General features: G+C 65.5%; 27 protein-coding genes. 6 read left to right on the forward strand and 21 right to left on the reverse strand.

All coding sequences use genetic code 11. The features are described from left to right. The first annotated feature begins 123 nt into the window (after positions 1 to 123). Positions 124 to 738 (forward strand): class I SAM-dependent methyltransferase, encoded by a 615-nt coding sequence (locus tag ABIB45_RS19290; RefSeq protein WP_354217452.1) that lies wholly within the window; start codon positions 124 to 126, stop codon positions 736 to 738. Here ABIB45_RS19290 and dapF read toward each other — a convergent pair. The 6 genes from dapF to ABIB45_RS19320 all read right to left on the reverse strand — a co-directional run bounded on the left by dapF (position 719) and on the right by ABIB45_RS19320 (position 6355). After that, the gene (dapF, locus tag ABIB45_RS19295) at positions 719 to 1663 is read right to left on the reverse strand and encodes a diaminopimelate epimerase (protein WP_354217453.1); all 945 of its coding nucleotides are present in this window, start codon (positions 1661 to 1663) and stop codon (positions 719 to 721) included. The two genes, ABIB45_RS19290 and dapF, sit on opposite strands and share 20 nt — an antisense overlap. Positions 1664 to 1787: 124 nt before the next feature. Continuing rightward, positions 1788 to 2684, reverse strand: a complete 897-nt coding sequence (gene miaA, locus ABIB45_RS19300; protein ID WP_354217454.1) for a tRNA (adenosine(37)-N6)-dimethylallyltransferase MiaA — start codon at positions 2682 to 2684, stop codon at positions 1788 to 1790. Between the two features lie 3 nt (positions 2685 to 2687). Beyond that, on the reverse strand, positions 2688 to 4253 hold the full coding sequence (gene miaB, locus ABIB45_RS19305; RefSeq protein WP_354217455.1) for a tRNA (N6-isopentenyl adenosine(37)-C2)-methylthiotransferase MiaB: 1566 nt from the start codon (positions 4251 to 4253) through the stop codon (positions 2688 to 2690). A gap of 59 nt (positions 4254 to 4312) precedes the next feature. Beyond that, positions 4313 to 4852, reverse strand: coding sequence for a regulatory protein RecX (locus ABIB45_RS19310; protein WP_502909247.1), 540 nt, complete (start codon positions 4850 to 4852; stop codon positions 4313 to 4315). 34 nt (positions 4853 to 4886) lie between these two features. Next, a complete protein-coding gene (recA, locus tag ABIB45_RS19315) occupies positions 4887 to 5942 on the reverse strand; it encodes a recombinase RecA (protein ID WP_354217457.1) in 1056 nt (351 codons plus the stop codon). A 191-nt stretch (positions 5943 to 6133) separates the two neighbouring features. Beyond that, positions 6134 to 6355, reverse strand: coding sequence for a DUF3046 domain-containing protein (locus tag ABIB45_RS19320; protein WP_354217458.1), 222 nt, complete (start codon positions 6353 to 6355; stop codon positions 6134 to 6136). Positions 6356 to 6396: 41 nt separating this feature from the next. Here ABIB45_RS19320 and ABIB45_RS19325 point away from each other — a divergent pair, with 41 nt between their 5' ends. Beyond that, entirely contained in the window at positions 6397 to 6966 is a 570-nt protein-coding gene (locus ABIB45_RS19325) for a MarR family winged helix-turn-helix transcriptional regulator (protein ID WP_354217459.1), read from the forward strand. Between the two features lie 73 nt (positions 6967 to 7039). Here ABIB45_RS19325 and ABIB45_RS19330 read toward each other — a convergent pair whose 3' ends face one another. The 8 genes from ABIB45_RS19330 to ABIB45_RS19365 all read right to left on the reverse strand — a co-directional run bounded on the left by ABIB45_RS19330 (position 7040) and on the right by ABIB45_RS19365 (position 15782). After that, positions 7040 to 7492: a helix-turn-helix domain-containing protein gene (locus ABIB45_RS19330; RefSeq protein ID WP_354217460.1), complete on the reverse strand. Its 453-nt coding sequence runs from the start codon at positions 7490 to 7492 to the stop codon at positions 7040 to 7042. Between the two features lie 164 nt (positions 7493 to 7656). After that, complete coding sequence (locus ABIB45_RS19335) at positions 7657 to 8136, reverse strand: CinA family protein (protein WP_354217461.1); 480 nt, start codon at positions 8134 to 8136, stop codon at positions 7657 to 7659. Further along, the gene (gene pgsA / locus ABIB45_RS19340; protein WP_354217462.1) at positions 8133 to 8780 is read right to left on the reverse strand and encodes a CDP-diacylglycerol--glycerol-3-phosphate 3-phosphatidyltransferase; all 648 of its coding nucleotides are present in this window, start codon (positions 8778 to 8780) and stop codon (positions 8133 to 8135) included. The genes ABIB45_RS19335 and pgsA overlap by 4 nt, the downstream gene beginning before the upstream one ends. Positions 8781 to 8789: 9 nt before the next feature. After that, positions 8790 to 11723, reverse strand: coding sequence for an FtsK/SpoIIIE family DNA translocase (locus ABIB45_RS19345; protein WP_354217463.1), 2934 nt, complete (start codon positions 11721 to 11723; stop codon positions 8790 to 8792). A 163-nt stretch (positions 11724 to 11886) separates the two neighbouring features. Continuing rightward, positions 11887 to 13578, reverse strand: a complete 1692-nt coding sequence (locus tag ABIB45_RS19350) for a ribonuclease J (protein ID WP_354217464.1) — start codon at positions 13576 to 13578, stop codon at positions 11887 to 11889. A gap of 41 nt (positions 13579 to 13619) precedes the next feature. Continuing rightward, complete coding sequence (gene dapA / locus ABIB45_RS19355; protein ID WP_354217465.1) at positions 13620 to 14528, reverse strand: 4-hydroxy-tetrahydrodipicolinate synthase; 909 nt, start codon at positions 14526 to 14528, stop codon at positions 13620 to 13622. Between the two features lie 162 nt (positions 14529 to 14690). Next, positions 14691 to 15437: a carbon-nitrogen hydrolase family protein gene (locus tag ABIB45_RS19360; RefSeq protein WP_354217466.1), complete on the reverse strand. Its 747-nt coding sequence runs from the start codon at positions 15435 to 15437 to the stop codon at positions 14691 to 14693. Between the two features lie 9 nt (positions 15438 to 15446). Then, positions 15447 to 15782, reverse strand: coding sequence for a hypothetical protein (locus ABIB45_RS19365; protein WP_354217467.1), 336 nt, complete (start codon positions 15780 to 15782; stop codon positions 15447 to 15449). 206 nt (positions 15783 to 15988) lie between these two features. Here ABIB45_RS19365 and ABIB45_RS19370 point away from each other — a divergent pair, with 206 nt between their 5' ends. Next, entirely contained in the window at positions 15989 to 17224 is a 1236-nt protein-coding gene (locus ABIB45_RS19370) for a heparan-alpha-glucosaminide N-acetyltransferase domain-containing protein (RefSeq protein WP_354217468.1), read from the forward strand. 86 nt (positions 17225 to 17310) lie between these two features. Here the strand turns inward: ABIB45_RS19370 and ABIB45_RS19375 are convergent, their stop codons facing one another. From ABIB45_RS19375 to ABIB45_RS19405, 7 genes are all read right to left on the reverse strand, one after another. After that, positions 17311 to 17793, reverse strand: a complete 483-nt coding sequence (locus ABIB45_RS19375) for a hypothetical protein (RefSeq protein ID WP_354217469.1) — start codon at positions 17791 to 17793, stop codon at positions 17311 to 17313. 3 nt (positions 17794 to 17796) lie between these two features. Continuing rightward, positions 17797 to 18567, reverse strand: coding sequence for a 4-hydroxy-tetrahydrodipicolinate reductase (gene dapB / locus ABIB45_RS19380; protein WP_354217470.1), 771 nt, complete (start codon positions 18565 to 18567; stop codon positions 17797 to 17799). Positions 18568 to 18692: 125 nt separating this feature from the next. Continuing rightward, on the reverse strand, positions 18693 to 19154 hold the full coding sequence (locus ABIB45_RS19385; protein WP_354217471.1) for a molybdenum cofactor biosynthesis protein MoaE: 462 nt from the start codon (positions 19152 to 19154) through the stop codon (positions 18693 to 18695). Beyond that, positions 19144 to 19692 (reverse strand): MogA/MoaB family molybdenum cofactor biosynthesis protein, encoded by a 549-nt coding sequence (locus tag ABIB45_RS19390; protein ID WP_354217472.1) that lies wholly within the window; start codon positions 19690 to 19692, stop codon positions 19144 to 19146. The genes ABIB45_RS19385 and ABIB45_RS19390 overlap by 11 nt, the downstream gene beginning before the upstream one ends. Further along, complete coding sequence (moaC, locus tag ABIB45_RS19395; protein WP_354217473.1) at positions 19689 to 20183, reverse strand: cyclic pyranopterin monophosphate synthase MoaC; 495 nt, start codon at positions 20181 to 20183, stop codon at positions 19689 to 19691. The genes ABIB45_RS19390 and moaC overlap by 4 nt, the downstream gene beginning before the upstream one ends. Further along, positions 20171 to 21457, reverse strand: coding sequence for a molybdopterin molybdotransferase MoeA (locus ABIB45_RS19400; RefSeq protein ID WP_354217474.1), 1287 nt, complete (start codon positions 21455 to 21457; stop codon positions 20171 to 20173). The genes moaC and ABIB45_RS19400 overlap by 13 nt, the downstream gene beginning before the upstream one ends. A 24-nt stretch (positions 21458 to 21481) precedes the next feature. Further along, a complete protein-coding gene (locus ABIB45_RS19405; protein WP_502914551.1) occupies positions 21482 to 22912 on the reverse strand; it encodes a molybdopterin-dependent oxidoreductase in 1431 nt (476 codons plus the stop codon). Between the two features lie 373 nt (positions 22913 to 23285). On the opposite strand from ABIB45_RS19405, the gene moaA reads away from it, so the two are divergent. From moaA to ABIB45_RS19420, 3 genes are all read left to right on the forward strand, one after another. Next, on the forward strand, positions 23286 to 24425 hold the full coding sequence (moaA, locus tag ABIB45_RS19410; protein WP_354217475.1) for a GTP 3',8-cyclase MoaA: 1140 nt from the start codon (positions 23286 to 23288) through the stop codon (positions 24423 to 24425). A gap of 5 nt (positions 24426 to 24430) precedes the next feature. Continuing rightward, on the forward strand, positions 24431 to 24697 hold the full coding sequence (locus ABIB45_RS19415) for a MoaD/ThiS family protein (protein ID WP_354217476.1): 267 nt from the start codon (positions 24431 to 24433) through the stop codon (positions 24695 to 24697). Positions 24698 to 25149: 452 nt separating this feature from the next. Further along, positions 25150 to 25443, forward strand: coding sequence for a hypothetical protein (locus ABIB45_RS19420; protein ID WP_354217477.1), 294 nt, complete (start codon positions 25150 to 25152; stop codon positions 25441 to 25443). Positions 25444 to 25467: the final 24 nt, after the last annotated feature.

The following is a 25467-nucleotide window of genomic DNA, read 5'->3' on the forward strand; positions in this document are numbered from 1 at the left end:
CGGGCGGCTTGACAGCACAGGCCCATGCCGGCTACTCGAAGATCAAGAACATGCGTTCCAGATTAGCAGACCAGGTGGCAGCCGTTTCGCTTTGTCCACTGCGGCCAACTAATCTGGCCAGTTATGGAGTCCGCACACTATTTCAGCGCATCGCCCGCCGGGCCGTTCACCCGCAAACCCCTCACGGTGGAACTGGCCGGCGCGACGCGCACACTGCAGACCGCCGGCGGGATCTTCAGCCCCGACGGCATCGACAAAGGAACAGCGGTCCTCCTGGCTGAAGTTCCGGCTCCGTCGGCCGCCGGGAACCTCCTGGACATCGGCTGCGGCTGGGGGCCCATAGCCCTGACCCTTGCCCTGCGGGCGCCGCATGCCAAGGTCTACGCGGTGGATGTCAACGAACGCTGCATCACCCTGACCAACGAAAACGCGGCTCTGCTGGGCCTGGGCAACGTGCTGGCCAGCACCCCCGACACCGTGGACCCGGACCTGCGCTTTGATACCATCTGGTCCAACCCGCCCATCCGGATCGGCAAAGACGAACTGCACAGCCTGCTGACGCAGTGGCTGCCGCGACTGGCGCCGGGCGGTTCAGCCTGGCTGGTGGTGCAGAAGAACCTGGGCTCCGATTCGCTTCAGCGCTGGCTGTCCGCCGAGCTGGACCGATCCTTTACAGTCACCCGCGAGAGCACCGCCAAGTCCTTCCGGATCCTGCGGGTCAGGAAAGCGTCCCACTAGCCACGATGACCGCGGGGCCGCTGAGTTCGACGTGTTCATGGCCGCCCGCACCGGCGAAGAATTTGACGCCGACCACACCGCCCGGCACGTTGACCAGCCAGGAGTCCGGAGCCTCCGCCCCTGCCCAATGCCGTGTGGCCACCGCAGCGGCGCACGCACCGGTTCCGCAGGACTGGGTTTCCCCGACGCCCCTTTCGTGGACACGCATCGTGACAGTGCCGATGCCGTCATGGACCAGCGGTTCGGCGGGCACCACAAATTCGACATTGGTGCCGTTGGCGGGCACGGGATCAACCTTCGGTGCGGCAAAGAGCCTGGTGGACTCCAGCTCGGCCAGTTCTGCCAGAGCGACTACCGTGTGCGGGTTGCCCATGCTGACGGACAGGGCCGGGCGGGGTACTTCCAGGCCGTCCGCGGTCACGAGGGAATCCATGGCTTTGGCGCTCGCTTCCCCGGGGAAAATGAACTCCCACGGCCCCATGTCCACGGCGTAGCTGTCGCCGGTACGGACCACTGTCTTGACGCCGCCGCGCGTACCGATGGTGAGCGATCCGCCGTCGTGCAGGCTAACCAGTCCCTCGGCACGGAGGAAGTGCACAAAAACTCGGACGCCGTTGCCGCACATTTCCGAAAGGGAACCGTCGCCGTTGCGGTAGTCCATAAACCATTCCGCCTCGGGGCTGCTGCCCAGCAGTTGGCGGCCTTCAGAAAGATAGCGGGACGGAACGGCCCTGATCATGCCGTCCCCGCCGATACCGCGGTGCCGGTCGCACAGGGCGGCAACCTGGCCGGCGTCAATAGTGTGGACGCCGTCCGGATCGGCGATCAACACAAAGTCGTTACCAGTGCCGTGTCCCTTGGAGAAGCGGAGTCCGCCCAGTGTGCGGAAGGCGGGCTCAGCGGTCTCTGCGGGGGTTGCGTCCATGGTCCTAGATTACCGCCAGGGCAACAAACGGCTAATACGGCCGACGACGGCGCGCGGCCAGGCACGTCCGGAGTGCGGCTGCGGTGTGGGTAACGTCAGGCAGGACTGCAGTGCGGATGCGGTGTCAGTGACACAGTGCCGCGGCCTGCGCCGCAAGGTCCGGCGTTTGCCAATCCAGCCAGCTGATGCGCGCATCCGCACGGAACCAGGTGAGCTGGCGCCGGGCGAACTGCCGGGTGGCCACGATGGTGTCTTCGGCGGCTTCCCCAACGGTTGCGGCGCCGTCGAGCACCTGCAGGAACTGGGCATAGCCGAGGGCGCGCGGCGCGGTCTTGCCGCGGCGCAGCCCTGCGGAGTCAAGCCGGCGAACCTCCGCCAGCAGGCCCCTCTTAACCATGCTGTGGACCCGTACGGCCAGCCGTTCACGCAATACTTCGCGGTCTACCCCGAGTCCGATCTGCACGGCAGGCTGGACGTACTCCCGCTGGGGCATGAAGGAACTGAACGGCCGGCCGGTGAGCTGGTGCACCTCCAGCGCCCTGATGATGCGTCGCGCATCGCTGACGCGGGCAGCGGATACGGGGTCCACCTCCCGGAGCCGCGCCAGGAGGGCTTCCGGACCGGTCTGCTCAAGTTCGGCCTCCAAATTCCGGCGCAGATCGGGGTCCGTGCCGGGGAACTCAAGAACGTCCAAAGCGGCCCGCACGTAGAGGCCGGAACCGCCCGCCAGAATGGCGCGTTTGCCGCGGGCGTGGATGTCGCTGATGATCGCCCTGGCCTGCTGCTGGAAGTCAGAAACGCTCGCTTCCTGGGTGACGTCCAGGGTGTCCAAAAGGTGGTGGGGAACTCCCCGGCGTTCAGCTACGGAGATCTTGGCGGTGCCGATATCCATGCCCCGGTAGAACTGCATGGCATCGGCATTGATCACCTCGCCGTCCACCTTCAGCGCAAGGCTGACCGCCAGATCGGACTTACCTGAGCCGGTAGGACCGACTACCGCGATGACCGGAGGCGAGGCCACCGGTCAGCGGCTCCGGACGGGAAGGGTGGGCATGCCGAGTGAAACTCCGGTCCGGCCTGGGCCGCTGCCCGCGGCACCCGCACCCGCGCCCCCGGGCGCCGGAGCTCCGCATGAATCGGCCTGTGACCTGTCCCAGGCATCGCCGGCACGGGAACGGCGCAGGCTGTAATCCTCCGGGACGGGGTCCGCCACGAGGTGGAAGGCTGCGGCCTCGGTGATGGTGACAGTGACCAGATCCCCGGGCCGTGGTGTCTCGGCACCGACCGGAACGGAGAAGTGCACGAGTCGCTGGTCCTGTGACCGGCCGGAAAGCCGGTGGGTTTCTTCCGACTTCCGCCCGGACTGGGCGGTCACCATCACCTCCACCCGGCGGCCCAACAGCCTGGCGTTCTCTTCGGCGGCAATCCTGTCCTGCAGGGCGGTCAGTCGCTCGAAGCGTTCCTGGACCACGGCCTTGGGCAGTTGGTCCGGCAGGTCGGCGGCCGGTGTGCCGGGTCGCTTGGAGTACTGGAAAGTAAAGGCGGTGGCGAAGCGGGATTTTTCCACCACATCGAGCGTGGCTTGGAAGTCCTCCTCGGTTTCACCGGGGAAGCCCACGATGATGTCGGTGGAGATGGCGGCGTGCGGGATCTTTTCGCGGACCTTGTCCAGGATGCCCAGGAACTTGGTGGACCGGTAAGACCGTTTCATGTCCTTCAGGACTTTGTCCGACCCCGACTGCAGCGGCATATGCAACTGCGGCATCACGTTGGGCGTCTCGGCCATGGCGTCAATGACGTCATCGGTGAAGGCGGCGGGGTGGGGGCTGGTGAAACGTACCCTTTCCAGGCCGTCGATCTCGCCGCACGCGCGCAGGAGCTTGGAAAACGCCTGCCTGTCACCGAATTCCACGCCATAGGAGTTCACGTTCTGCCCCAGGAGGGTCACTTCGATGGCCCCGTCATCGACGAGGGCCTGGATTTCGGCCAGGATGTCGCCGGGCCGGCGGTCCTTTTCCTTGCCGCGCAGGGCCGGGACGATGCAGAAGGTGCAGGTGTTGTTGCAGCCGACGGAAATGGACACCCAGCCTGAGTAGGCCGAGTCCCGCTTGGTGGGCAGCGTGGAGGGGAAAACGTCGAGGGATTCGAGGATCTCCAGCTGCGCTTCGTTGTTGTGCCGGGCCCGGTCCAGCAATGCCGGGAGCGCCCCGAGGTTGTGCGTGCCGAAGACGGCGTCCACCCACGGCGCCTTCTTGAGGATGGTCTCGCGGTCCTTCTGTGCCAGGCAGCCGCCCACGGCGATCTGCATCCCGGGGTTGGCAGCCTTCACCGGCGCCAGCATTCCCAGGTTGCCGTAGAGCTTGTTGTCTGCGTTTTCCCGGACGGCGCAGGTGTTGAACACCACAACGTCAGCCTGCTCACCCCCGGCCGGAACATAGCCCGCATCCTCAAGCATGCCCGCCATCCGCTCAGAATCATGGACGTTCATTTGGCAGCCAAAAGTGCGCACCTGATAGGTGCGGGGCTGCGGTGCGCCAGCGTCTAGGGAAGGGACGGTACCGGATGTGGGGGAAGGAATGGTCAAACTCACCTGTTAAGGGTACCGGCTCGGCGGGTCAGCCGCCCCGCGAAGACGCCAGCCTCCGCAATCTAAAGCTCCGGCGGGTTGTCCCCGTGGTCACCGCCGCGGCCGCCCAGCCGGGCGTCGAGTACCTCTCCGACCACCCGGAACGCCTGGGACGGCTGATAGCCCTTCCGCGCGAGCATGGAGGCCAGGCGGCGGGCGATTTTGTCCCGCTCCGCCCTGTCCGCCAGGTCGGTGCCAGGGCGGAGTTTCCGTTCCACGAGAACGCGGGCGGCCGCTTCCTCGTCCGCATCGGAAAGCTGCTCCAGCGCGGCAGCGGCAGTGTCCGCATCGATGCCCTTATCCGACAGCTCACGGCGCAGGGCCCCCTTCGCGAGCTTCCGTGACTGGGACCGGCTCCGCACCCACATGTCGGCGAAGTCAGCGTCGTCGATGAGGCGGACCTCCTGGAACCGGTCCAGCACAGCCTCTGCCACATCCTCGGGGATGTTCCGGTCCGCGAGTTTGCGCGCCAACTGCAGCCGGCTTTTAGCCGAACCTGTCAGCTGTCGCAGAACAATCGCCCGCGCGGCGGACGCGGGGTCAGGCTCTGCGTCCGCCGCGATGGAAGACTCCGGATCGGGGTCAGACCACCGGGCCTTAGAAGCCGTCAACGGCCTTCAGCTTGGGCGCGTCCTTGGACTCGTCCGCGGCAGGCTTGGTACCTACGCCAAGCTTCTCCTTGATGATGCGTTCAAGTTCAGCGGCCAACTCGGGGTTATCGCGCAGGAACCTGCGGGAGTTCTCCATGCCCTGCCCCAGCTGGTCACCGTCGTAGGTAAACCATGAACCGGACTTCTTGATGATGCCGTGCTCCACCCCCATGTCGATGATGCCGCCCTCACGGGAGATGCCCTGGCCGTAGATGATGTCGAACTCGGCGATCTTGAAGGGTGGGGCCATCTTGTTCTTGACGATCTTGGCCTTGGTGCGGTTACCAACAGAGTCCGCACCTTCCTTGAGCGTCTGGATGCGGCGAACGTCGATGCGGATGGAGGCGTAGAACTTCAGCGCTTTACCACCGGTGGTGGTCTCCGGGGAACCGAAGAACACGCCGATCTTTTCACGGAGCTGGTTGATGAAGATGGCGGTGGTTTTGGTCTGGCTCAGGCGGCCGGTGATCTTACGCAGCGCCTGGCTCATCAGGCGGGCCTGCAGGCCGACGTGGCTGTCGCCCATGTCGCCTTCGATTTCCGCGCGGGGCACCAGGGCGGCAACAGAGTCGATGACGATGACGTCCAGCGAGCCGGAGCCGATCAGCATGTCCATGATTTCCAGCGCCTGCTCACCGGTGTCAGGCTGGGAGACCAGGAGCGCATCGGTATCGACCCCCAGTTTGGCGGCGTATTCCGGATCCAGGGCGTGCTCAGCATCGATGAATGCGGCGATCCCGCCCTGGCGCTGCGCGCTGGCGACGGCGTGCAAAGCAACGGTGGTCTTGCCGGAGGATTCGGGGCCGTAGATCTCTACGACGCGGCCGCGGGGCAGTCCACCGATGCCCAGAGCGATGTCCAGGGCAATGGAGCCCGTAGGGATGACCTCGATGGGGGCGCGAACTTCGTCCCCGAGCCGCATCACGGATCCCTTGCCGAACTGCTTGTCAATCTGGGCCAGCGCTGCTTCCAGCGCTTTTTCACGATCCGGGGCTGCCGCCATGGTTCACACCTCTAATGCTTTCTCGCTTTGGAGTGGCCTCAGCGGCCGTTATTGGTCATCTCTGACGCTAATGGCACCCGCCGACATTCAAGCCGGATGTCATCGCCTATGTGGATAACCCACTACAAAAAGCATAGCTTTACCCGAACAGATATTCGAACAGATCCGGCGGCGTGTCAGCCGGCAAGAAGTCAGTCCCGGGGCTTGACGTCCAGGCCCAGGCGCCGCTCGGGCGGGACGTCCTGGACGTCGCAGATCGCCTGCCACACGTCGCGGGGGCTCACGCCGGCCCCGAGGGCTTGGTCAGCTGTTCGTCCGCCAACTCCGGCAAGAACCAGGCTGCTGCTCAGGACCCGCGAATAGCCGGCCCCGAATTCGTCGTCCATAAGCCGCCAATAGTCACTGATCCGCACCAATAGAGTCTCTCACGGTCACGGACCCTAGAATTGTTGCCATGAGCAACCCTGCCGATGGTCCACCTGCCCCAGGCCCCGCCGCAGCCGGTCACGCTGCCCCGGGTCCCGGCGCTGACACCGTCGATGACGCACTGAACACCGTGGAGCAGCAGATCAGCCTCTTTTGGCGTCGTGCGCGGTCGGTGTCCCATCAGCTCTCGCGCCAGGTCCACCCGGATCTGGAGCCGGCCGCTTACGGTTTGTTGGCGGTGATCCGGCGCGAAGGTCCCATCCGGTTGACTGACCTCGCCCTGAACATCGGCGTGGGAAAGCCCTCGGTCAGCCGCCAGATCGCCTTTCTGGAAAGCATCGGCCTGGTCTTCAAGGAAGCCGATCCCCTGGACGGACGGGCGCAGTCAATCCGTCTCACTGCAAGGGGTGAGGAGAAGATGCATCAGGTCCAGGATGCGCGCCAGCAGGATTTCCGCGAACGTTTGGGGGAATGGCCAGTAGAGGAACTGCAGACCCTCGCCGAATGTATGGCTAAGCTCAACTCCCTCTTCGACCTTGACGTCCTGGCCAAAGACATGTCCGCCCAGCGCGGCAGCAGGCCGGGCAACATCACTTAGTAACCACACGACGAAGCCGCCGGCTACTGCCGGAGGCTTCGTCGTTCATGATTTCAGGGCAGTGCGGGCGGCTTTAGCGTGCGCTGGAAAGAAGGCCCGTAGACAGTTCCTTCGTGAGTTCGGCGCTGAGATCGCGGTCGAGATCGCGGCCGTAACGCTGCGAGAATTCCTGGGGAACGGTGTCTGGAACGGCGACGCCCTCGACGACAGCTACGCGGTCGCTAACTTCACGGAGCATGAGGGACAGCGGCACATCCAACGCGGAGCAGATTGAAGAAAGGAGCTCTGACGAGGCTTCCTTCTGGCCACGCTCCACTTCACTGAGGTACCCCAGGGAAACACGGGCACTGTGCGACACTTCGCGGAGCGTACGCCCCTGGCGCTGGCGGACGTCGCGCAGGACATCACCGATTTCGTGACGAAGCACAACCATTTTGCGCTCCCTCTGTTCGCTCTTAGCCTGATCGGCGAGGCCCACATCCTTCCAGCGGACAACGCCGTTCACGGATACGGGCTGCTTTACCATCTGTATCGCCTTGCTCCTTCATAAGTCCGGTCACCCTGAGGGAACCGTGGTTGGTTATCATCCTAGGCGCCCCGGCTCTGCCAAAGCGACACAATGTAATAACTAATAGGTTCCGGGATTTGTTCCCGGTAACTTTACGCCCGGTAGCTTCAGATAGATAGGACTCAGGAGGACAGGGCTTCGACCAGCCTTTCCAGCGCAGCCCCGCATGCCTGCCCGCGGATGTCGGCGCGGTTGCCAGTGAAGGTGTACTGGAACGCGGAAGCACCTTCGGCCGCGGCGACCCCAATAAAGACTGTGCCTACGGATTTGCCGTCGTGTGCCTCCGGACCTGCCACGCCGGTGGTGGCGACGCCGATGTCGGCACCCAAAGCAGCACGGACACCGGCGGCCATGGCCGCTGCGACGTCGCCGTCCACCGAGCCGACGCCGGCCAGCAGGTCAGCAGAAACCCCCAGAATGTCGGTTTTGACGGAGTTCTGGTAGGCCACGACCCCGCCTTGCAGCATGCCCGAGGCGCCCGCAGTATCGGCCAGGACAGCAGTGACCATCCCGGCAGTGAGCGACTCGGCAGCAGCTACCGTGCGCCCGGAGTCCAACGCCAGCCGCACCGTCTCTTCCGCCAGGTGGTGAAGATTCGTCACGTCAGCTCCTCCGTCCCAGGGGCAGTATTCCCGGACCGCTTGCCGTGGGCCCTGAGCCGAACGGCTTCCACTACATATTCGACGCCGGTCCACACGGTGATGAGCACGGCCACCATCATCACGGCGAATGCCACCCACACCAGCCACGGCGCCAGCGCGCCCAGTGGGAGCAAGTACAGGAAGATCGCGGCGGTCTGCACTACGGTTTTGAGCTTGCCGCCCCGCGATGCCGGAATGACACCGTAGCGGATGACAACAAAGCGCAATGCCGTGATGCCCCACTCCCGAACGAGGATCACGATGGTGACCCACCATGGCAGCTCCCCTAGAACGGAAAGCATCACCAGCGCCGAACCGATCAGGAGCTTGTCGGCGATGGGATCGGCGATCTTGCCGAAATTCGTGATGAGCCCCCGGCTCCTGGCGATGTCGCCGTCGAGCTTGTCCGTGTAGATGGCGACGGCGAACGCCAGCACCGCTGCCCAGCGCCACGGTCCTGACTCGCTGTGCAGCCCGGGGGCATCAGCGAGGAGGAACCAGACGAAGAACGGCACCAGCGCAATGCGCAGCATGGTCAGGATGTTGGGAAGATTCCAGATCCCGGGGCTGCTGGGGCCGGCGGCAGTTGCTTCAGTGCTAGTCACCCTTCTAGGCTACCGTCCGGTGAGTGACCAGGCGTCCTCAGATCCGTCTTCGTCGTCGCCGTTGGAGCTGGTGTCTGCCCCGTCGAAGTATTCGACGTTCTGGCTGCGCTGGTCGAGATCCGCCTGCACGAGGTCTTCCGCGTAGCCGCCCTGGGCGATATTCGCATTGGCATTTTCGCTGAGCGCCGCTGTCTGGGAATCGGCAACGGCCGGCGCGTCCTGGCCCTTCATGGCGGCCAGCACGGCAGCCAGGTCGTCGGGTTTGACCAGGACATCGCGTGCCTTGGATCCTTCCGAGGGGCCAACCACTCCCCTGGACTCCAGCAAGTCCATCAGCCGGCCGGCCTTGGCAAAGCCGACGCGGAGCTTGCGCTGCAGCATCGAGGTGGACCCGAACTGGGTGGTGACCACCAGTTCCGTGGCCTGCAGCAGCACATCGAGATCGTCCCCAATGTCGTCGTCGATCTGCTTCTTCTGCGCCTCGGGGGCGACGTCGTCGCGGTAGACGGCCTTCAGCTGGCCCTTGACGTGTTCCACCACTTTGTGGATTTCCGATTCGGTGACCCAGGCGCCCTGGACGCGCATGGCCTTGGAGGCTCCCATCGGCAGGAACAAGGCATCGCCCTGGCCTATGAGCTTCTCCGCACCGGGCTGGTCAAGGACCACCCGGGAGTCGGTGACCGAGGACGTGGCAAAAGCCATGCGGGAGGGCACGTTGGCCTTGATGAGGCCGGTGACCACATCCACCGAGGGCCGCTGCGTGGCGAGGACCAGGTGGATACCTGCCGCACGGGCCAGTTGGGTGATGCGGACAATGGAGTCTTCGACGTCGCGCGGGGCCACCATCATCAGGTCGGCGAGCTCGTCCACGATCACCAGCAGGTAGGGGTAGGGCCGGATAACCCGTTTGGAGTCGACCGGCGGGTGGACCTTGCCGGCCCGGACAGCCTTGTTGAAATCGTCAATGTGCTTGAACCCGTAGTTGGCGAGGTCGTCGTAGCGGGCGTCCATTTCCCGGACCACCCATTGCAGGGCTTCGGCGGCCTTCTTCGGGTTGGTGATGATGGGGGTGATCAGGTGCGGCACACCCTCGTAGGCTGTCAGTTCCACGCGCTTGGGGTCCACCATGACCATGCGCACCTCATCGGGGGTGGCCCGCATCAGGATGGAGGTAATCATGGAGTTCACAAACGAGGACTTACCCGCACCGGTGGCACCCGCGACGAGCAGGTGGGGCATCTTCGCCAGGTTGGCCACAACGTAGCCGCCTTCGACGTCCTTGCCCACGCCCATCACCATGGGGTGGTCCGTCCGGCGTGCGTTCTGGCTGCGGAGGACGTCGCCCAGGGAGACCGTCTCACGGTCGGAGTTGGGAATTTCGATGCCGATGGCCGACTTGCCGGGGATGGGGCTCAGGATCCGGACGTCGCTGGAGGCTACAGCGTAAGAGATGTTTTTGGACAGCGCGGTGACCCGCTCCACCTTGGTGCCGGGCGACAGCTCAATTTCGTACCGGGTCACGGTGGGTCCACGGCTGAAGCCGGTGACCTGCGCGTCCACATTGAATTGGTTCAGGGTTTCGGTCAGGGACGCCACAATGGCGTCGTTGGCTTCGGTCCGTTCCTTGGGGATGGAACCTGGGGTCAGAACGTCCGACGGCGGCAGGGTGTAGGTGACGTCGCCGGCCAGGGAGAGCTGCTCGGTTCGTTGCGGAATGGGCGTGGGCAGCGGCGCCGGAGTGACGGGGTTGGCCGGGACCTGCGGAACGGCGACGGGAACGGGGTTGAGCGAGCCGGCGGCCACCATGCCGGGCGTCACCAAGGGAATGGCTTCGGTGGCGTTGTCCGCCGGGCCGTTGCCTGCAGTGCCGAGGCCTTGGGCGGCCTTGATCTTCTCGACGGCGATCTCCGCCTGTGTGGGGCGGCGCACGCCGGGAGCAGGCCGGGGGCCACGGCTTGGTTTTCCGCCTGCGGCAGCGTCCTCGTCATCGATGACCGCATGCTCGAAGGCTTCGTCGCCGACGTACCCTTCCAGGCCGGCGTCGGATTCTTCATCCTTGCCGAAGAAGCGCCGCTTCTTCTTCTTCGGTGCAGCGGCGGCGCGGGATTCCTCAAGGTAGCTGCGGTCGTGGCGGTCTCCTGCCTCGCCGGGCTCCTGCAGGTCAATGCCCATCAGGTGTTCATAGGCCGCGCGCAGCCGGCGCGGAATGGCCCCGAAGGGCGTGGCGGTGATGATCAGCAGCGAGATGAAGGTCAGCAGGCCGTACAGCACAACAGGCACCATCGCGTGGATGGCGGCAAGCGGTGCGGCTGCCAGGAAGCCGAGCATGCCGCCTGCCTGGCGCAGGCCGTCGAAGCCCTCGGCGACAGTAGGCTGCCCGCCCAGGACGTGGGCCAGGCCGCAGCCTGCGAACGTCATGATGAGGAACCCGATCCCTACCCGGTTGTTGCCGCGGCCGTCGTCGGGGCACCGGAACAGCCGGAACGCACAGACAAAAAGCATCAGCGGCAAGAGCAGCGACACCCAGCCGAAGGTGCCGTTGACCACGCTGTGGACAGTGTCCGGGAACCATCCCGTCAGGCCCCACCAGGCGAAGGTGGCTATGAAAACGCCCAGCGCGAGGTTGAACAGAGCTGCACCATCGCGACGGTCCTCCGCTGGAAGGTCGCTGACATCGGAGCCGATCCTGCGGACTCCCCCGCCCACCAGGTGGCCAACCCCCAGCCAAGCGCCGGCCACCACCCGCAGGAGCCAGGGCTGATGCTGTTCGACGGCGGGAAACTGGCGGGTTCGCGCGGTGCCGGTGGAGGATCCGGCCCGTCCGTTGGTGCGGCCGGCCCGGGACGTTGCTGAGCCTGCACCGCGGCCTGCGGAACTGCCGGATTTGGCGGTGTTGGTGCCGCGGGCGGTGCCTTTGGGCGCGGGGGTAGTGCGAGTGGCCATACGTGCCACGGTACCCGAACTGGTGCGGTTTTCCGCGGATTTCCGGCCGTTCCGGGGCTTTAGTGTTGCCCGCCTAACAGGCGCCGTCCGTAGTGCCCGGGTACAGGGAAAGGCCCGGTTCCGAAGAACCGGGCCTTTCAGATCCACAGGGGTCTCTGCGGTGTTATGCCTCGAGGACCACCGGGATGATCATGGGCTTGCGACGCAGCCTGCGGTTGACCCAGGTGCCCACCACGCGCCGCACCACCTGCTGGAGCTGGTGCGTGGTGTGGTCCGTCCGGTTGAGCACAGCTTCTTCCAAGGCGGCATTGATCTTCGGGATGATCTCGTCGAAGACCGAATCGTCCTCGGCCACGCCCCGGGCATGAATTTCCGGGCCCGAGACCACTTTGCCGGTGGTGCGGTTGATGACCGTGATGATCGAAATGAAGCCTTCATCGCCGAGCGTCTGTCGGTCCTTGAGATCCGCTTCCGTGACTTCGCCGACGCTGGAGCCATCAACGTAGACAAAGCCCACTTCGACCTGGCCAACCACGTCAGCGCGGTGATCCTTGAGGTCGATGACGGTGCCGTTGTCTGCGAGGATGACACTGGCCGTGGGCACGCCCGATTCGATGGCGATCTTGCCGTTGGCAATCAGGTGCCGGGTCTCGCCGTGCACAGGCATGGCGTTGAGGGGTTCAAGGATGTTGTAGCAATACAACAGCTCGCCGGCGGCTGCGTGGCCAGAGACATGGACCTTGGCATTGCCCTTGTGAATGACGTCTGCGCCGAGTTTGAGCAAGCCGTTGATGATGCGGAACACGGCGTTCTCGTTGCCGGGGATCAGGCTGGAGGCAAGGATCACGGTGTCACCGTCGCCTACCACCACGCGGTGGTCGCCGTTGGCCATGCGTGAAAGGGCCGCCATCGGCTCGCCCTGCGATCCGGTGGACATCAGCACAACGCGGTTGTCCGGCAGGTTGTCGATGTTCTTGATGTCCACCAGGAGACCGTCGGGAACATCAAGGTAGCCGAGCTTTGCGGCGATGGCCATGTTGCGGACCATGGACCGGCCAACAAACGCCACCTTGCGGTTGTGCTTGGCCGCCGCGTCCAGCACCTGTTGGACGCGGTGGACGTGCGAGGAGAAGGACGCCACAATGATGCGTTTAGTGGCCTGGCCGAAGAGCCGCTCCAGCGTGGGACCGATTTCCTTTTCGGCGGTGGTGAAGCCCGGCACGTCAGCGTTGGTGGAGTCGGACATAAAGAGGTCAACGCCCTCTTCGCCCAGTTTGGCGAAGTGACGGAGGTCGGTGATCCGGCCGTCCAGCGGCAACTGGTCCATCTTGAAGTCGCCCGTGTGCAGGACAGTTCCGCCGGCCGTGCGGATGAACACAGCCAAAGCATCGGGAATGGAGTGGTTAACCGCGACGAACTCACACTCGAAGGGGCCAAACTTTTCGATCTGGCCTTCTTCAACGGTAAGGGTGTATGGACGGATCCGGTGTTCCTGCAGCTTGGCCTCAATCAGGGCCAGTGTCAGCTGCGAGCCCACCAGGGGAATGTCAGCGCGGAGCCGCAGGAGGTAGGGGACGGCGCCGATGTGGTCCTCGTGGCCGTGCGTCAGGACAACGGCCACGATGTCATCCATCCGGTCCTCGATGTACGAGAAATCGGGCAGGATCAAATCAACGCCCGGCTGGGTTTCCTCGGGAAAGAGGACGCCGCAGTCGACGATGAGCAGCTTGCCTTCGATTTCGAAGACAGCCATGTTGCGGCCGATCTCCCCCAGCCCGCCCAACGGGACGATCCGAAGGGTGCCTTGCGGCAGGCGTGGAGGCGTGACAAGGCCAGGAAGGGCAGTTTGGGTCATAGTGCTCTACTTTCCAGGCGGAATGGTGCCGGTCTTAGCCCTCAGGAAAAGACCAGCCCCGCTTCCGCCAAATCCTCGCGGATGGTTTCGATCTCGGCTTCGTCCGGCTCCACGAGGGGCAATCGGACAATCGAGTTGGGCAGGACTCCCTGCCATTTAAGAATTTGTTTGGCTGCCACGGCTCCCTGGACACGGGTCATGGTTGCCCTCACCACGGGCAGCAGCTCGAAGTTGATCTTACGGGCGGTCCCAAGATCGTTGGAGTTAATGGCGTCAATCAGTTCACGGAAACGGCGGGTTGCGACGTGGGTTGTGACGCCCACCAGCCCGACGGCGCCCAGGGACATCCAGGGAAGGGTCAGTCCGTCGTCGCCTGAATAGAAGTACAGGTCCGTCTCTGCCATGACCCGGCTGGCCGCCAAGAAATCGGCTTTGGCGTCTTTGACGGCCACGATGTTAGGGTGCTGGGCCAGGCGGATCATGGTGTCGGGTTCGATCGCGATGGAGGAGCGGCCAGGAATGTCATAAAGCATGACGGGCACATCGGTCGAGGAGGCGATGGTTTCGAAGTGTGCACGAACGCCGGCCTGGCTGGGCTTGTTGTAATACGGCGTGACGAGCAACAAACCGTCGACTCCCAGCGCAGCTGCCTGCTGGGAGAGGTGCACCGAGTGTGCGGTGTCGTTGGTTCCAGTACCGGCGATAATGGCCGCGCGGTCTCCGACGGCCTCCTTGACGGCACGGAACATGCCAAGGTTTTCCTCATCGGTGAGAGTGGAGGTTTCGCCCGTGGTTCCGGTGACCACCAGGCCGTCGCAGCCATCATCCACGAGTTTGGTGGCAAGCTCGGCCGCCTGCGCGTAATCGACTGCGCCGTCCTTGGTGAAGGGCGTGACCATGGCGGTCAGGAGCGTACCGAGGGCAGGAATGGCAGCGGAATTGTGAGGCATGGAAAAAACGTTACCCTGTCCGCAGCCGGTTAGGACAATGGCGGCGGGGTGATAAGCGTCAAACAACCCCGGTGTCACATGAAACCGGGCAGCAGCCTCCCCCCAGGCACTGCCGTTCAGCACTACGGCGTCCCAGGCATTGCGCTTCGGCGCTGCAGCGGGTCAGCGGACTTTACGCAAAGCGCTCCGCTGCAGAACTGCGGTGACCACCTCGGCACTGGTTCCCGCGGCTTGTTTCAGCTGGAAGCCGTCCGGACCCCAGAATCCACTCAGTCCGCAGGAGGGGCCCAGCGGTGTGGCTCCGCCCAGGTTTGCCAGGATGCCGAACATCCGGTTATCCATGGCCCGGGCTCCAAGGTGCAGCGCCAGCCGCCGTTCCTCCGCCAGGGTATAGACCGCCGAGACAGCGTAAACATCGGCGCCGGCCAGCGCCGACCCGGTGGCGTGGGCAGGAACCGCGGCATCAGTGCTGATGGCCAGCGCGACCCGCCAGCCATCCACTTCGAGCACCACGGCATGTTCACCGGTGGCGAAGAGTTCCTTTTCCGGTCCATGCAGATGGGTTTTGAAACCGAACTCGGTGGTGCCGTCCGGGTGGATGGCGAGGCACGCGAGCCGCGGCGTGCCGTCCGGTTCCCGGTAGCCAGCCCCTGCCACGGCAGTGATCCCGGTCCGGCGGCAAATCTCATGGAGGTCACCCAGCCGTGGATCGTTGGCCCGAAGCCAGCCGTCATCATCAGCCAGCAATGCCAGGTTGTACCCGGTCAAGGACATTTCCGGGAATACCACCAGCCGGGCGCCGTGTGATTCGGCGTCCTCGATCATCCGGACGTGTTCGTAGACATTCGGCATGATCCCGCCATCCAGCGCCTGGTATTGGACGACGGATACAGTCAGGGCTTCAGTCACGCCTTCATCCTAAGGACCACCCTGCAGCCGCGCACCATGCAGCTTCCCATCCTGCGCCTCGCCCGGCTGGCAATACCTCCCCACCGCCGCCTCCCTCAGTTCCTCAGCCCACGCCGCGAGCCTCTGGGCTGCCCGGACGTAGTGGAACAGCTCGGTGGGCGTGAGCGCTTCAATGTCGATTTCAGCCAACCGGCGTGCCAGCTCGGCTCCAGCCGGCTGCGCCGTCAGGGCGATGCCTTCTTCCTGCCACTGGATGTCCTCCGCGGGCCGTCCAGTGACCAACTGGCGGAAGAGGTAGTCGACCACGCCCGGACTCATGGCTTTCATCAGTCCGGGCGGAGGCATGGCACCACCACCGTCCGGCGTGGGCCGCTGGGAGACACCTGTGGCCGGAAATTCCGGTGACCGTTGAGGCTGGAAGGGGGTCTGCATGGATCCATATTATTAGAACATATATTCGAACACAAGACGCAGGTTAGCAGCACAGCCCCCTCAAGGGCCCCCGGTCATCTTGACTGGGGCCTCACGGAATCGTGTGAGACCATCGCCTCATGACGACCCGAGCCACGGCAAGACCCTCGCGGGCGCCCAGACCCTCCACTGCCTTAGGACGCCTCCGCGGCGTTGACGCAGCCAGGGGCCTGGCGCTCCTTGGCATGATGGCTACGCATCTGCTGCCCACCTTCGAGGCCAATGCCGACCTCACTCCCACGTGGATCGGCCTGACCTTCTCCGGCAGGGCGGCAGCCCTCTTCGCTGTGCTGGCCGGCGTGGGACTGGCACTTTCCACCGGCAAGCAGGTGCCGCCGGAAGGAACTGCCCTGAACGCTGCCCGCCGCGGCATCGCACTGCGCGCACTGGTGATTGCCGCCGTCGGACTCTCACTGGGCGGGCTGGAAGTCAACCTAGCGATCATCCTGGTCCACTACGCCCTGCTGTTTCTGTGCGTCCTGCCGTTTCTGGGCCTGAAGGTCAAGGTGCTCTGCGCCTGGTCCGCAGCCTGGATCCTCCTCTCACCGGCGCTCGCCTACTTGCTCCGACCCTGGCTCATGGCGTCGGACCCGCCGCTCCACCTGGGGCACAACCCGTCCTGGGAAGACCTTTCGACGCCGTTTCCCCTGCTGGGCGACCTTTTCCTGACCGGCTACTACCCGGTGTTCCAATGGCTGGCCTATCTGCTGGTCGGCCTCGTCATAGGCCGCCTGGCACTCACCAAGGCAATGGTCCCTGTCCTGTTGCTGACCGGCGGCACGGCGGTGGCCGCACTGGCCAAGGCCCTGGGAACTGCTGCCATGGAGACCTGGGGCGGCCGCACAGCATTGGAAGAGGTGTTGAACGCGCCAGGATACCCGCTCGACAGCGTGCTTCAGGTCAACCTCACGGGAATCCGGCAGGAGGGCTCCTGGTGGTGGCTGGCGTCCGCGGCACCGCATTCCGCCACCAGCCTTGACCTGGCGCATACCTCCGGAGTGGCGGCGGCCGTGGTGGGTGCGTGCCTGCTGCTTGGCAGGCTGGCGAACTGGGTGGACCTGGACCTGCTGCTGCCGCTGCGAGGCGCCGGCGCCATGACGCTGACTCTGTATTCAGTCCACGTCTGGGTGGTGTCCGGGTTCTACCTGAAGCCGCTGCCGCCCGGCTGGACCGAGGATGGGATGTATTTTGCGCAGGCCGCGGCGGCCATCATCGCGGGCATCGTTTTTGTCCTGCTGAAGTGGCGCGGCCCGCTGGAGCAGGTTGGCCATGCTGCCAACCAACTGGGCCGCGGCAAACGGATCGGCACGCGGTAGCGCGCTCCCGCCATAGCGGACGAGTAGCGGAAGTGTGCGTTAGCCGGAGGACAGCTTAGCCGGCAGCCCCTCAGCGGGATGTGCCCTCAGCTGGCCGTCACGTTACCGCGGAAGAGACGGCCGGCATCACGCATGGAGGCGCGGGCGCGCTTACGGTCCCCGGCGGCATCGTAGGCGCAGCTCAGGCGGAACCAGGAGCGCCAGTCGTCAGGGGCGGCCTCGGCTTCTGCCCGATACTTCTCGAATTCCTGGTCAGCTGCCGCCCGGATGATCCGGCCGGCAGGCGTGCGGGGCAGATCATCTACGGGCAATCCGCCCTCGGATTCCAGGATTTTGGCCATCTTTTCGGTGCGGGCTCCGAACATCAGCTCCCGGATCAGAGCCCAGGCCCCGACGATGGGCAGCACCAGGTACGCGGCACCGATTGCTTTGGCCGCAAGGTTGTTGTCCATCAGCAGCAAGATGGAGCGCTGGAAGGACACCACCAAGTAAAAGACCAGCAGGAGTGTGACGGCACCCACCCAGATCTTGGTGCGGTTCTTCCGGAACGCCGCAAGGAATTCGCCCACGGCCTAGAGCCCCAGATCCAGGTAGTTGTCCAGGCCCACCGTCAGTCCAGGGTGCGCCGCCACATTGCGGACGCCCAGCAGCACGCCGGGCATAAAGGAGGCACGGTCAAAGGAATCGTGCCGGAAGGTCAGCTGCTCCCCCGGACCGCCGAGCAGGACCTCCTGATGGGCCACCAGCCCGCGGAGCCTGACGCTGTGGACACGCACTCCGTCCACGTCGCAGCCCCGGGCACCGGCGAGCTCGCTGGTGGTTGCGTCCGGGCTGGCCGGAACCTGCGCAGCTGCCCGCTCAGCCGCGATGAGCTGGGCGGTGCGGACGGCGGTTCCGGAGGGCGCATCCACCTTGTCCGGGTGGTGCAGTTCGATAATTTCCACGGACTCAAAGTACTTGGCGGCCTTGGCGGCGAACGCCGAGGCCAGCACCGAACCGAGGGCAAAGTTGGGGGCGATCAGCACACCCGTTTCGGGGTGCGCCGCGAGAAGTGCTTCCAGGGCGGCGAGCCGGGAGGAATCCCACCCGGTGGTTCCTACGACGGCGTGCATGCCGTGCTCGACGGCGTAGCGGACGTTCGCTTCGGTGCTCTCCGGAACGGTGAGGTCCACCACGAAGTCGGTGCCGGCAGCGGCCAGCTGGTCCAGCGAGTCGCCACGTCCCAGGGCGGCTACGAGCGTCATATCGGCGGCGGCTTCAACGGCCTTGACGGCTTCGGCGCCCATGCGCCCGTTGGCGCCCAGGACAGCCACGCGGCTGGGTGCGGGATGTTGTTCGGTCATGCCGTTAACCCTACCGTCGGGCCGGACGCGGGACGGAACCTGCGGACGTGCGTTACCTCGCGTGCGCAGGCTACAGCGCACGCCCAGATTCCGATCGGTGCGCCGGCAGCAGGTGCCGGCTGCGGTCAGCTGCCCGCGCCCACCCATTCGACAGTGCCATCGGCGAAGAACTGTTCCTTCCAGATAGGAACCTGCTCCTTGATCCGGTCCACAAGTTCAGAACACACGGTAAAGGCCTGGCCGCGGTGGGCTGCAGAGACGGCGCACACCAGCGCGGGATCACCGATTTCCAGCGTGCCGATGCGGTGGGCAGCCCAAATCCGCACGGGCTTGGTGTCATCCGCACTATCTGAATGCTCGGCAACCAGCCGGGCAACGACGTCGGCCATCACCTGGTGGGCCGTGGGATGGGCACTGTAGCTGAGGCGCTCCACTGCCTTGCCGCCGTCGTGATTCCGCACCACCCCGCTGAAGCTGACAACGGCCCCCGCGGTGTCCGACTCGACTGCGGCGATGGCCTGTGCCACGGAGATAGGCGCCGCACTCAGAACCGCGTGGACCACTTCGAAAACTGATTCAGTGCCCATGGCCGCCCTCCAGCTGGTCGCAAAGATGCCCGATCACCGGGTCGAGGACAGACAGCCCGTCCATCACGCCTTTCGGCGAACCCGGCAGGTTGACGATGAACGTCCGCCCGGCAGCTCCGGCGTGGCCGCGGCTCAGCGCCGCGAGCGGCGTTTTGGCCGCCCCGGCACGCCTGATTGCCTCCATGATGCCGGGAATTTCCCGGTCCAGCAGGGGCAGCGTCATGTCGGGGGTCCGGTCATCCGGGCTGAGCCCGGTCCCGCCGCTGGTGATGACGACGGCGGGGTGCTGGGTCAGCAGCGCACGGATCGCCGCCCCGACGGGTTCGCCGTCCGGGACCACCATGGCAGGGTAGGCCTCGAAGCCGTGTTCGGTGAGCCAGTCGATGATCACGGGGCCGGTCTCGTCGTCGTAGATGCCGGCTGCGGCCCGGGTAGAGGCGATCACAACTCCCGCCTTTCGGCCCTGCACCTCGCCGTGCGTGTGCGGCTCGTGATTGTTCGGCTCAGGCAAAAAGGTTTCTTCGGTGGTCTCGCTCATAGTGTCCAGTCCCCGCTCTTGCCGCCGCTTTTCGCCAGCACTTTGATGTCCGTCAGCACGGCGTGCTTGTCCACCGCTTTGATCATGTCGTACACGCTAAGGGCGGCCACCGACACCGCCGTCAGCGCTTCCATTTCCACGCCGGTGACGCCACGGGTTTTGACTGTGGCCAAAATGTCCACAGAATCGGCCCCGAGGTCGAAGTCCACGGTGACTTTCGAGATTGGCAACGGGTGGCACAGCGGGATGAGGTCAGGGGTCTTCTTTGCGGCCATGATGCCGGCAACCCGCGCCACCGCCAGGGCATCACCCTTCGGCAATCCCCCGGAGCCGAGCAGGCCCAGCACTTCATGCGTAGTGCGGACGGTGGCCGTGGCGGTGGCTTCGCGGGTGGTCTCGGCCTTGGTTGACACGTCCACCATCTGGGCGCTGCCGTCCCGGCGCAGGTGGGTCAGCGCCGGCGGGGATTGTTCTGGATTCACAGCATCCATACTTCCACCTCATCACCCTCGGCGAGCGCCGAGATGCCTGCCGGCACCTGCACGAGTGCATTGGAGCCAGCCAGTGCGTGCATCAGGTGCGAACTCTCGCCGCCTTCCAGCCGCACGGTGCCATCGGCTTGGAAGCTGCCGCGCCGGACCTGATGTTTGTGTTCAGGCGAGGTCAGGCCGTGGGCCAGCCGTGCGCGGATGGCGGTCCGGGCAACGGGCGCGCCAAACAATTCGGACAGCACGGGCCGCAGGAACATCTCGAAGGACACCAGGCAGCTCACCGGGTTACCCGGGAAACCCAGGAAAGGTACGCCGTCGAACGTCCCGATCCCCTGCGGGCCGCCGGGCTGCATCGCCACGTGGACGAACTCGGCGGACTGGCCTTCCATGGCCTGGCGGACTACTTCATAGGCTCCCTTGCTCACCCCGCCGGTGGTGACGATCAGGTCAACAGTGCCGGCGTGCCTGCGCAGCAGTGCGCGGAGTTCTTCGGGCCTGTCCGAGGCGATGGCCGTGCGCACCACGGCCAGGCCAGCCTGGCGCATGGCACTTTCGAGCAAGGTTCCGTTGGCGTCGTAGATCTTGCCTGCGGTCAACGGCTGGCCGGGTTCAACCACTTCGTCGCCGGTGGTGGCCAGCAGGACCTTCAAAGGCCGGTGTACGGTCACCTCACCGATGCCCAGACCTGCGAGCAATCCCAACTGGCCCGGGCCGAGGAAGCTTCCCGAGGCCAAGGCCCGCTCCCCCGCCGCAATGTCACTGCCGGCGGAGCGCACGAAGGTGCCGGCCACCGTCGCCGGCAACCACACCGTACTGGCTGCTCCCGGCGCGGGGAACCGGTCCGGAACGGCGGCTTCGACGGGTACGACGGCGTCCGCGCCGGCAGGGATCATGGCTCCGGTCATAATGGGGGCAGCGGTGCCGCGCTTGAGGGCCGCGGGCGTGGCACCTGCCGGAACGGGATCAACCACCCTCAGCTCCGCGCCGCCTTCTGGCAGGTCCGCGCTGTTGATGGCGAAACCGTCCATTTGGGAGTTGGCGAACGGCGGGAGGCTCAGGGGCGCCGCGATGTCACTGGCCAGGCCCTTACCCAGCGCAGCCCGCAGCGTCAGCGTTTCCGCTCCGGCTTCGGTCAGCAGCGGGGCCAGCAGCGCGGCGACGGCGGCGCGGTGCCGGGCTACGGACCGCGAGTGGTTCGGGGCATCGCCGTGCCGGGTAGGGGCATCAGCGTGCTGGTGCGGGGCGTGGCCGTGCTTGTGCGGAGGGCTGTGCATGGTCCTGCCTTCGGTGGGCGCCGTTTATGGATTCACGTCAACTCTAATGGTGTGGAAGCCGGTGGCTCCGTCCGGGGCAACGGACCGGCGTTCTTCAGCCTGCGGTTGGCTGTTGAGGTCCGTGGCGCGGACCTGGACCTCGTATTGGCCCGGCGCCAGCTCTATGCCCAGCTGCCACTGGTACCACGTGTCGCGCGAGATCCCCGGGGCGAGGTCAGCGGCCTGCCACGGGCCCCGGTTGACCCGCAGTTCCACCTTCCCAACGCCGGTGTGCTGCGCCCAGGCAACACCACCGAACATCACCGTGCCGGCGCTGACCCGCCGGCCTGTGCGGGGCACGTCGATCCGGGACGCCGTCCTGATGGGCCCGCGTTCGGACCAGCCGCGCGGAGTCCAGTAACCTTCCTCATCAGCGAACCTGGTGAGGCGGAGCTCCGTGAGCCACTTGGTAGCGGACACGTAGCCGTAAAGGCCCGGCACAATCATCCGCACCGGGAAGCCGTGTTCCAGCGGCAGTGGTTCCCCGTTCATCCCCACCGCGAGCATGGCGTCCCTTCCATCGGTGAGTGCCTCCAGCGGAGTGCCGGCTGTCCAGCCGTCGGAGCTCCTGGTCAAAACCATGTCGGCGCCGCTCTGCGGTCGGGCCAGGGCGAGCAGTTCGCGCACCGGCCAGCCGAGCCAGCGGGCGTTGCCGATCAGGTCGCCGCCCACTTCATTGGAGACGCAGGCGATGGTGACGTGCCGTTCGATCAGCGGCTTGGTCAGCAGGTCCGCCAGGTTCAGTTGAATCTCCTGGTCCACCATCCCCGTGACGCGGAGTGTCCAGGTCACTGGGTCGATGACCGGGACGATCAGTGCGGTGTCGATCCGGTAGAAATCCCGGTTTGGCGTGACGAGCGGCTGCATCCCGCCCAGGCCCACTTCGGCACCTGCCGGGATGGCCGGTGCTCCCGAAGCTGCGGGGGGCAGCTGCAGTTTTTCGCGGGCGGTGCTGATGCCTGCGGCCGTGCCCCGCCAGACGGCGGCAACAATCCCGCCAACAGCGGTGACTCCAGCAGTCGCTGCCAGGACCTGCAGGAAGGTGCGGCGCCCTGGAGTTCGCGCTCCCCCCGCTCCCCCCGCGCCTCCCGCGCCTCCCGCGTACGCTGGCGCTTCTTCCTGGAGCCTGCGGACCAGGAACCGCAGGAGGAGCCCGCCGGCCAGAGCTGCCAGCAGCGGCACCGGAACGGCACCGGGAGTCAGCTGTGCGCGGGTAAGGACCGCAGCGAGACCCACTAGCCCAAACAGCGCCATCACGGCCACCCCAGCAAATTTCCTGCGGTGTTCCAGAATCCCTGCGAGAGCTCCGACGGCGGCAATCACCAGCAGCATCCCCACCACGAAAACCGCCTTGTCGGCAGTGCCGAACAAGGACACTGCCCACTCCTTAACGCCGGGCGGAAGAGCATCGATCATCACCCCGCCCACCGCCGTCAGTGGCGACAGGGATGGGCTCAACGGCCCCGCAAGCAACTCCCCGGCCACCACCGCGCCGACCGCGGCAACCACCCCTGACGCCGCAGCCCAGCGGCGGCTGCGTGGAGCCGCACCCTGGTTACCCGGCCGCACCTCGGAGCTCGCGCCGTCGTCGGCCATTTCCTGCAAAGGCTGGGATCTGTTCACTACTCCAGCATAGGTTCGCGGGCGCCCCGCGGCACCGGACCCCGCCGCTCATTGGCGCCAATTCGGCGCGAGGTTGGTCGGGGTTGCTGGCCGGCCATACGCGGGGGCCCAGGTGACGGGCGTCCCGGGTGTCATGCCCGTGGCAAAGGTGGCGTAGCCTGAACTCATGAGCGTTCAGCTAGGCATGCCTCAACCGCGCGACGGTGCGGGCCCGGGCGCGCCGCCGGCCCGTCCCGCTGGCACGCCCGTGGGGCTACTGGACCAGTACGGCCGCCGGGCCACTGACATGCGGCTGTCGCTGACAGACAAGTGCAATCTGCGCTGTACCTACTGCATGCCGGCGGAAGGGCTTGAGTGGCTGGCCAAGCAGGCGGTGATGTCGGCTGAGGAAATCGTTCGTATTGTCCGCATTGGTGTGGACCTGCTTGGTGTCCGTGAACTCCGGCTGACGGGCGGGGAGCCGCTGGTCCGGGCCGATCTCGTGGACATCATCGATGCTCTCCGCAACAACCATCCGGAACTGCCGATCTCCATGACCACCAATGGCGTTGGCCTGGACAAAAAGGCCGCCGCGCTCAAGGCTGCGGGCCTGACGCGCATCAATGTTTCCCTCGATTCGCTGCACGAAGAAACCTTCACTAAACTGACCCGGCGTCCGTTCCTGGACAAGGTGCTGGCCGGGGTCGACGCCGCCTGGGCCGCCGGCCTGGGCCCCGTGAAGCTCAACGCTGTACTGATGCGGGGCATCAATGACGCTGAGTCGCCGTCCCTGCTCGCCTGGGCATTGGACCGCGGCTACGAACTGCGTTTCATCGAGCAGATGCCCCTCGATGCAGACCACGGGTGGACGCGCCGGAACATGATCACGGCGGCCGAAATCCGTGCCCTGCTTTCGGTGGACTACGTCCTGAGCCCGGACCCTCGTGCCCGCGACGGTGCCCCGGCAGAACGCTTTGAAGTACGACGCCGGGTGGCTGGCCCGGAATTAACCGTCCGGTCAGCGCTGGGTGCTGAAGGTCCGGTGCTGGGCACCGTGGGAATCATCGCCTCCGTCACCGAGCCGTTCTGTTCGGATTGCAGACGCACGCGGATCACCGCTGAGGGCAAGATCATGAGCTGCCTGTTTTCGCGCGAGGAGTTTGATCTGCTGGGTCTTCTTCGCCAGGGTGCCAGCGATCAAGCCCTTGCCGAACGCTGGCAGGACGCCATGTGGGTCAAACCAAAGGCGCACGGCATGGATCACACGGGTCTCGGCGCCGCGGACTTCGTCCAGCCGGACCGCAGCATGAGCGCCATCGGAGGATGAATTTTTTGAACGTACGATACTTCGCCGCCGCGCGGGCCGCTGCCGGACTGGACGAGGAGCGCTTTGACCTGCCCTCAGGCGCAACCGTGGCTGAGCTGCTGCAGGCCGTCATTGCCGTGGACCGCGCCAAGCCGCCTACTGGAACCCCTCCCCTGCAGCGCGTCCTCTCCCGGAGCAGCTTCCTGCTCAACGAGGTAGCCGTCCGGGACCACACCACTGTGCTAAAACCGGGCGACGTGGTTGACGTACTGCCGCCCTTCGCCGGCGGATAGGGATATCGGCAACGGCTGCAGCGACAGTTGCCGTTAGCCCAGCATTACGGGTGGCTACGTGCACGTGACGGGCCGCCCTCAGAGTCATCCACGTAGCCGCTAATCCACGGGCCTTTTGTCGGCGCTTGCTGGGATGCTGTGGGTATGGGACGCAGAGCGGCAGTGAAGTCGGCGGAGGCTCTAGCGGTCTCTGCCACTGCGCTGGTTGCTTCTTGCGCGCCGAAGAATCGATCGGGTCCGGTGATGCCGACGCTGTGGGCATTGGCGGATGATTTCCGGACGGACTAGCTCGGACCGGCCGGATTGATGCCCAAGTGGCCGCCGTTCGGGTCCATCTGGCCGCCGGGTACGCCGGCGCAGCGGAGGCCATGGCGGACCTGTTGTCTCGCCGGAGGACTACACGGTTCAGGAGATGGCCTCTATAGCGGAGGTCGCCTGTGCGATGACGGTCAGTGAATCACTACGGCCATGCCGGTGAGATGACAGCTGGCCGGGTCCGGGCCAAGGCCCGGACCTGGCGGGAACGGCACCATCCGGTTAGCTTCGAGATACGACACATGAAGTGCGCCATCGACCGCCGGGTGCTGTTTTCCCCGGACCGGGACGGCATGGCCTTGCTGTCGGACTACCTGCCCGCGGATACTGCGTCCGGGATCTGGGAGCGGACCACCGCCGCCTCCCGGGCCATGCGGTGGCCGCAGCGTCGGTGTTCCTTCACCTTGGGCGCAGATGCTGATCACTGTTGACGTATCGCAAAGACGGCCACGCCG

Source organism: Arthrobacter sp. UYCo732, from assembly GCF_040547265.1.
Taxonomy (GTDB): Bacteria; Actinomycetota; Actinomycetes; order Actinomycetales; family Micrococcaceae; genus Arthrobacter.

Coding starts and splice junctions, on each gene's coding strand:
- ABIB45_RS19290 (WP_354217452.1), top strand. CDS start 124: ATGGAGTCCGCACACTATTTCAGCGCATCGCCCGCCGGGCCGTTCACC.
- dapF (WP_354217453.1), bottom strand. CDS start 1,663: ATGGACGCAACCCCCGCAGAGACCGCTGAGCCCGCCTTCCGCACACTG.
- recA (WP_354217457.1), bottom strand. CDS start 5,942: ATGGCGGCAGCCCCGGATCGTGAAAAAGCGCTGGAAGCAGCGCTGGCC.
- ABIB45_RS19325 (WP_354217459.1), top strand. CDS start 6,397: ATGAGCAACCCTGCCGATGGTCCACCTGCCCCAGGCCCCGCCGCAGCC.
- ABIB45_RS19330 (WP_354217460.1), bottom strand. CDS start 7,492: ATGGTAAAGCAGCCCGTATCCGTGAACGGCGTTGTCCGCTGGAAGGAT.
- ABIB45_RS19345 (WP_354217463.1), bottom strand. CDS start 11,723: ATGGCCACTCGCACTACCCCCGCGCCCAAAGGCACCGCCCGCGGCACC.
- ABIB45_RS19350 (WP_354217464.1), bottom strand. CDS start 13,578: ATGACCCAAACTGCCCTTCCTGGCCTTGTCACGCCTCCACGCCTGCCG.
- dapA (WP_354217465.1), bottom strand. CDS start 14,528: ATGCCTCACAATTCCGCTGCCATTCCTGCCCTCGGTACGCTCCTGACC.
- ABIB45_RS19365 (WP_354217467.1), bottom strand. CDS start 15,782: ATGCCTCCGCCCGGACTGATGAAAGCCATGAGTCCGGGCGTGGTCGAC.
- ABIB45_RS19370 (WP_354217468.1), top strand. CDS start 15,989: ATGACGACCCGAGCCACGGCAAGACCCTCGCGGGCGCCCAGACCCTCC.
- dapB (WP_354217470.1), bottom strand. CDS start 18,567: ATGACCGAACAACATCCCGCACCCAGCCGCGTGGCTGTCCTGGGCGCC.
- ABIB45_RS19385 (WP_354217471.1), bottom strand. CDS start 19,154: ATGGGCACTGAATCAGTTTTCGAAGTGGTCCACGCGGTTCTGAGTGCG.
- ABIB45_RS19390 (WP_354217472.1), bottom strand. CDS start 19,692: ATGAGCGAGACCACCGAAGAAACCTTTTTGCCTGAGCCGAACAATCAC.
- moaC (WP_354217473.1), bottom strand. CDS start 20,183: ATGGATGCTGTGAATCCAGAACAATCCCCGCCGGCGCTGACCCACCTG.
- ABIB45_RS19400 (WP_354217474.1), bottom strand. CDS start 21,457: ATGCACAGCCCTCCGCACAAGCACGGCCACGCCCCGCACCAGCACGCT.
- ABIB45_RS19405 (WP_502914551.1), bottom strand. CDS start 22,912: ATGATCGATGCTCTTCCGCCCGGCGTTAAGGAGTGGGCAGTGTCCTTG.
- moaA (WP_354217475.1), top strand. CDS start 23,286: ATGAGCGTTCAGCTAGGCATGCCTCAACCGCGCGACGGTGCGGGCCCG.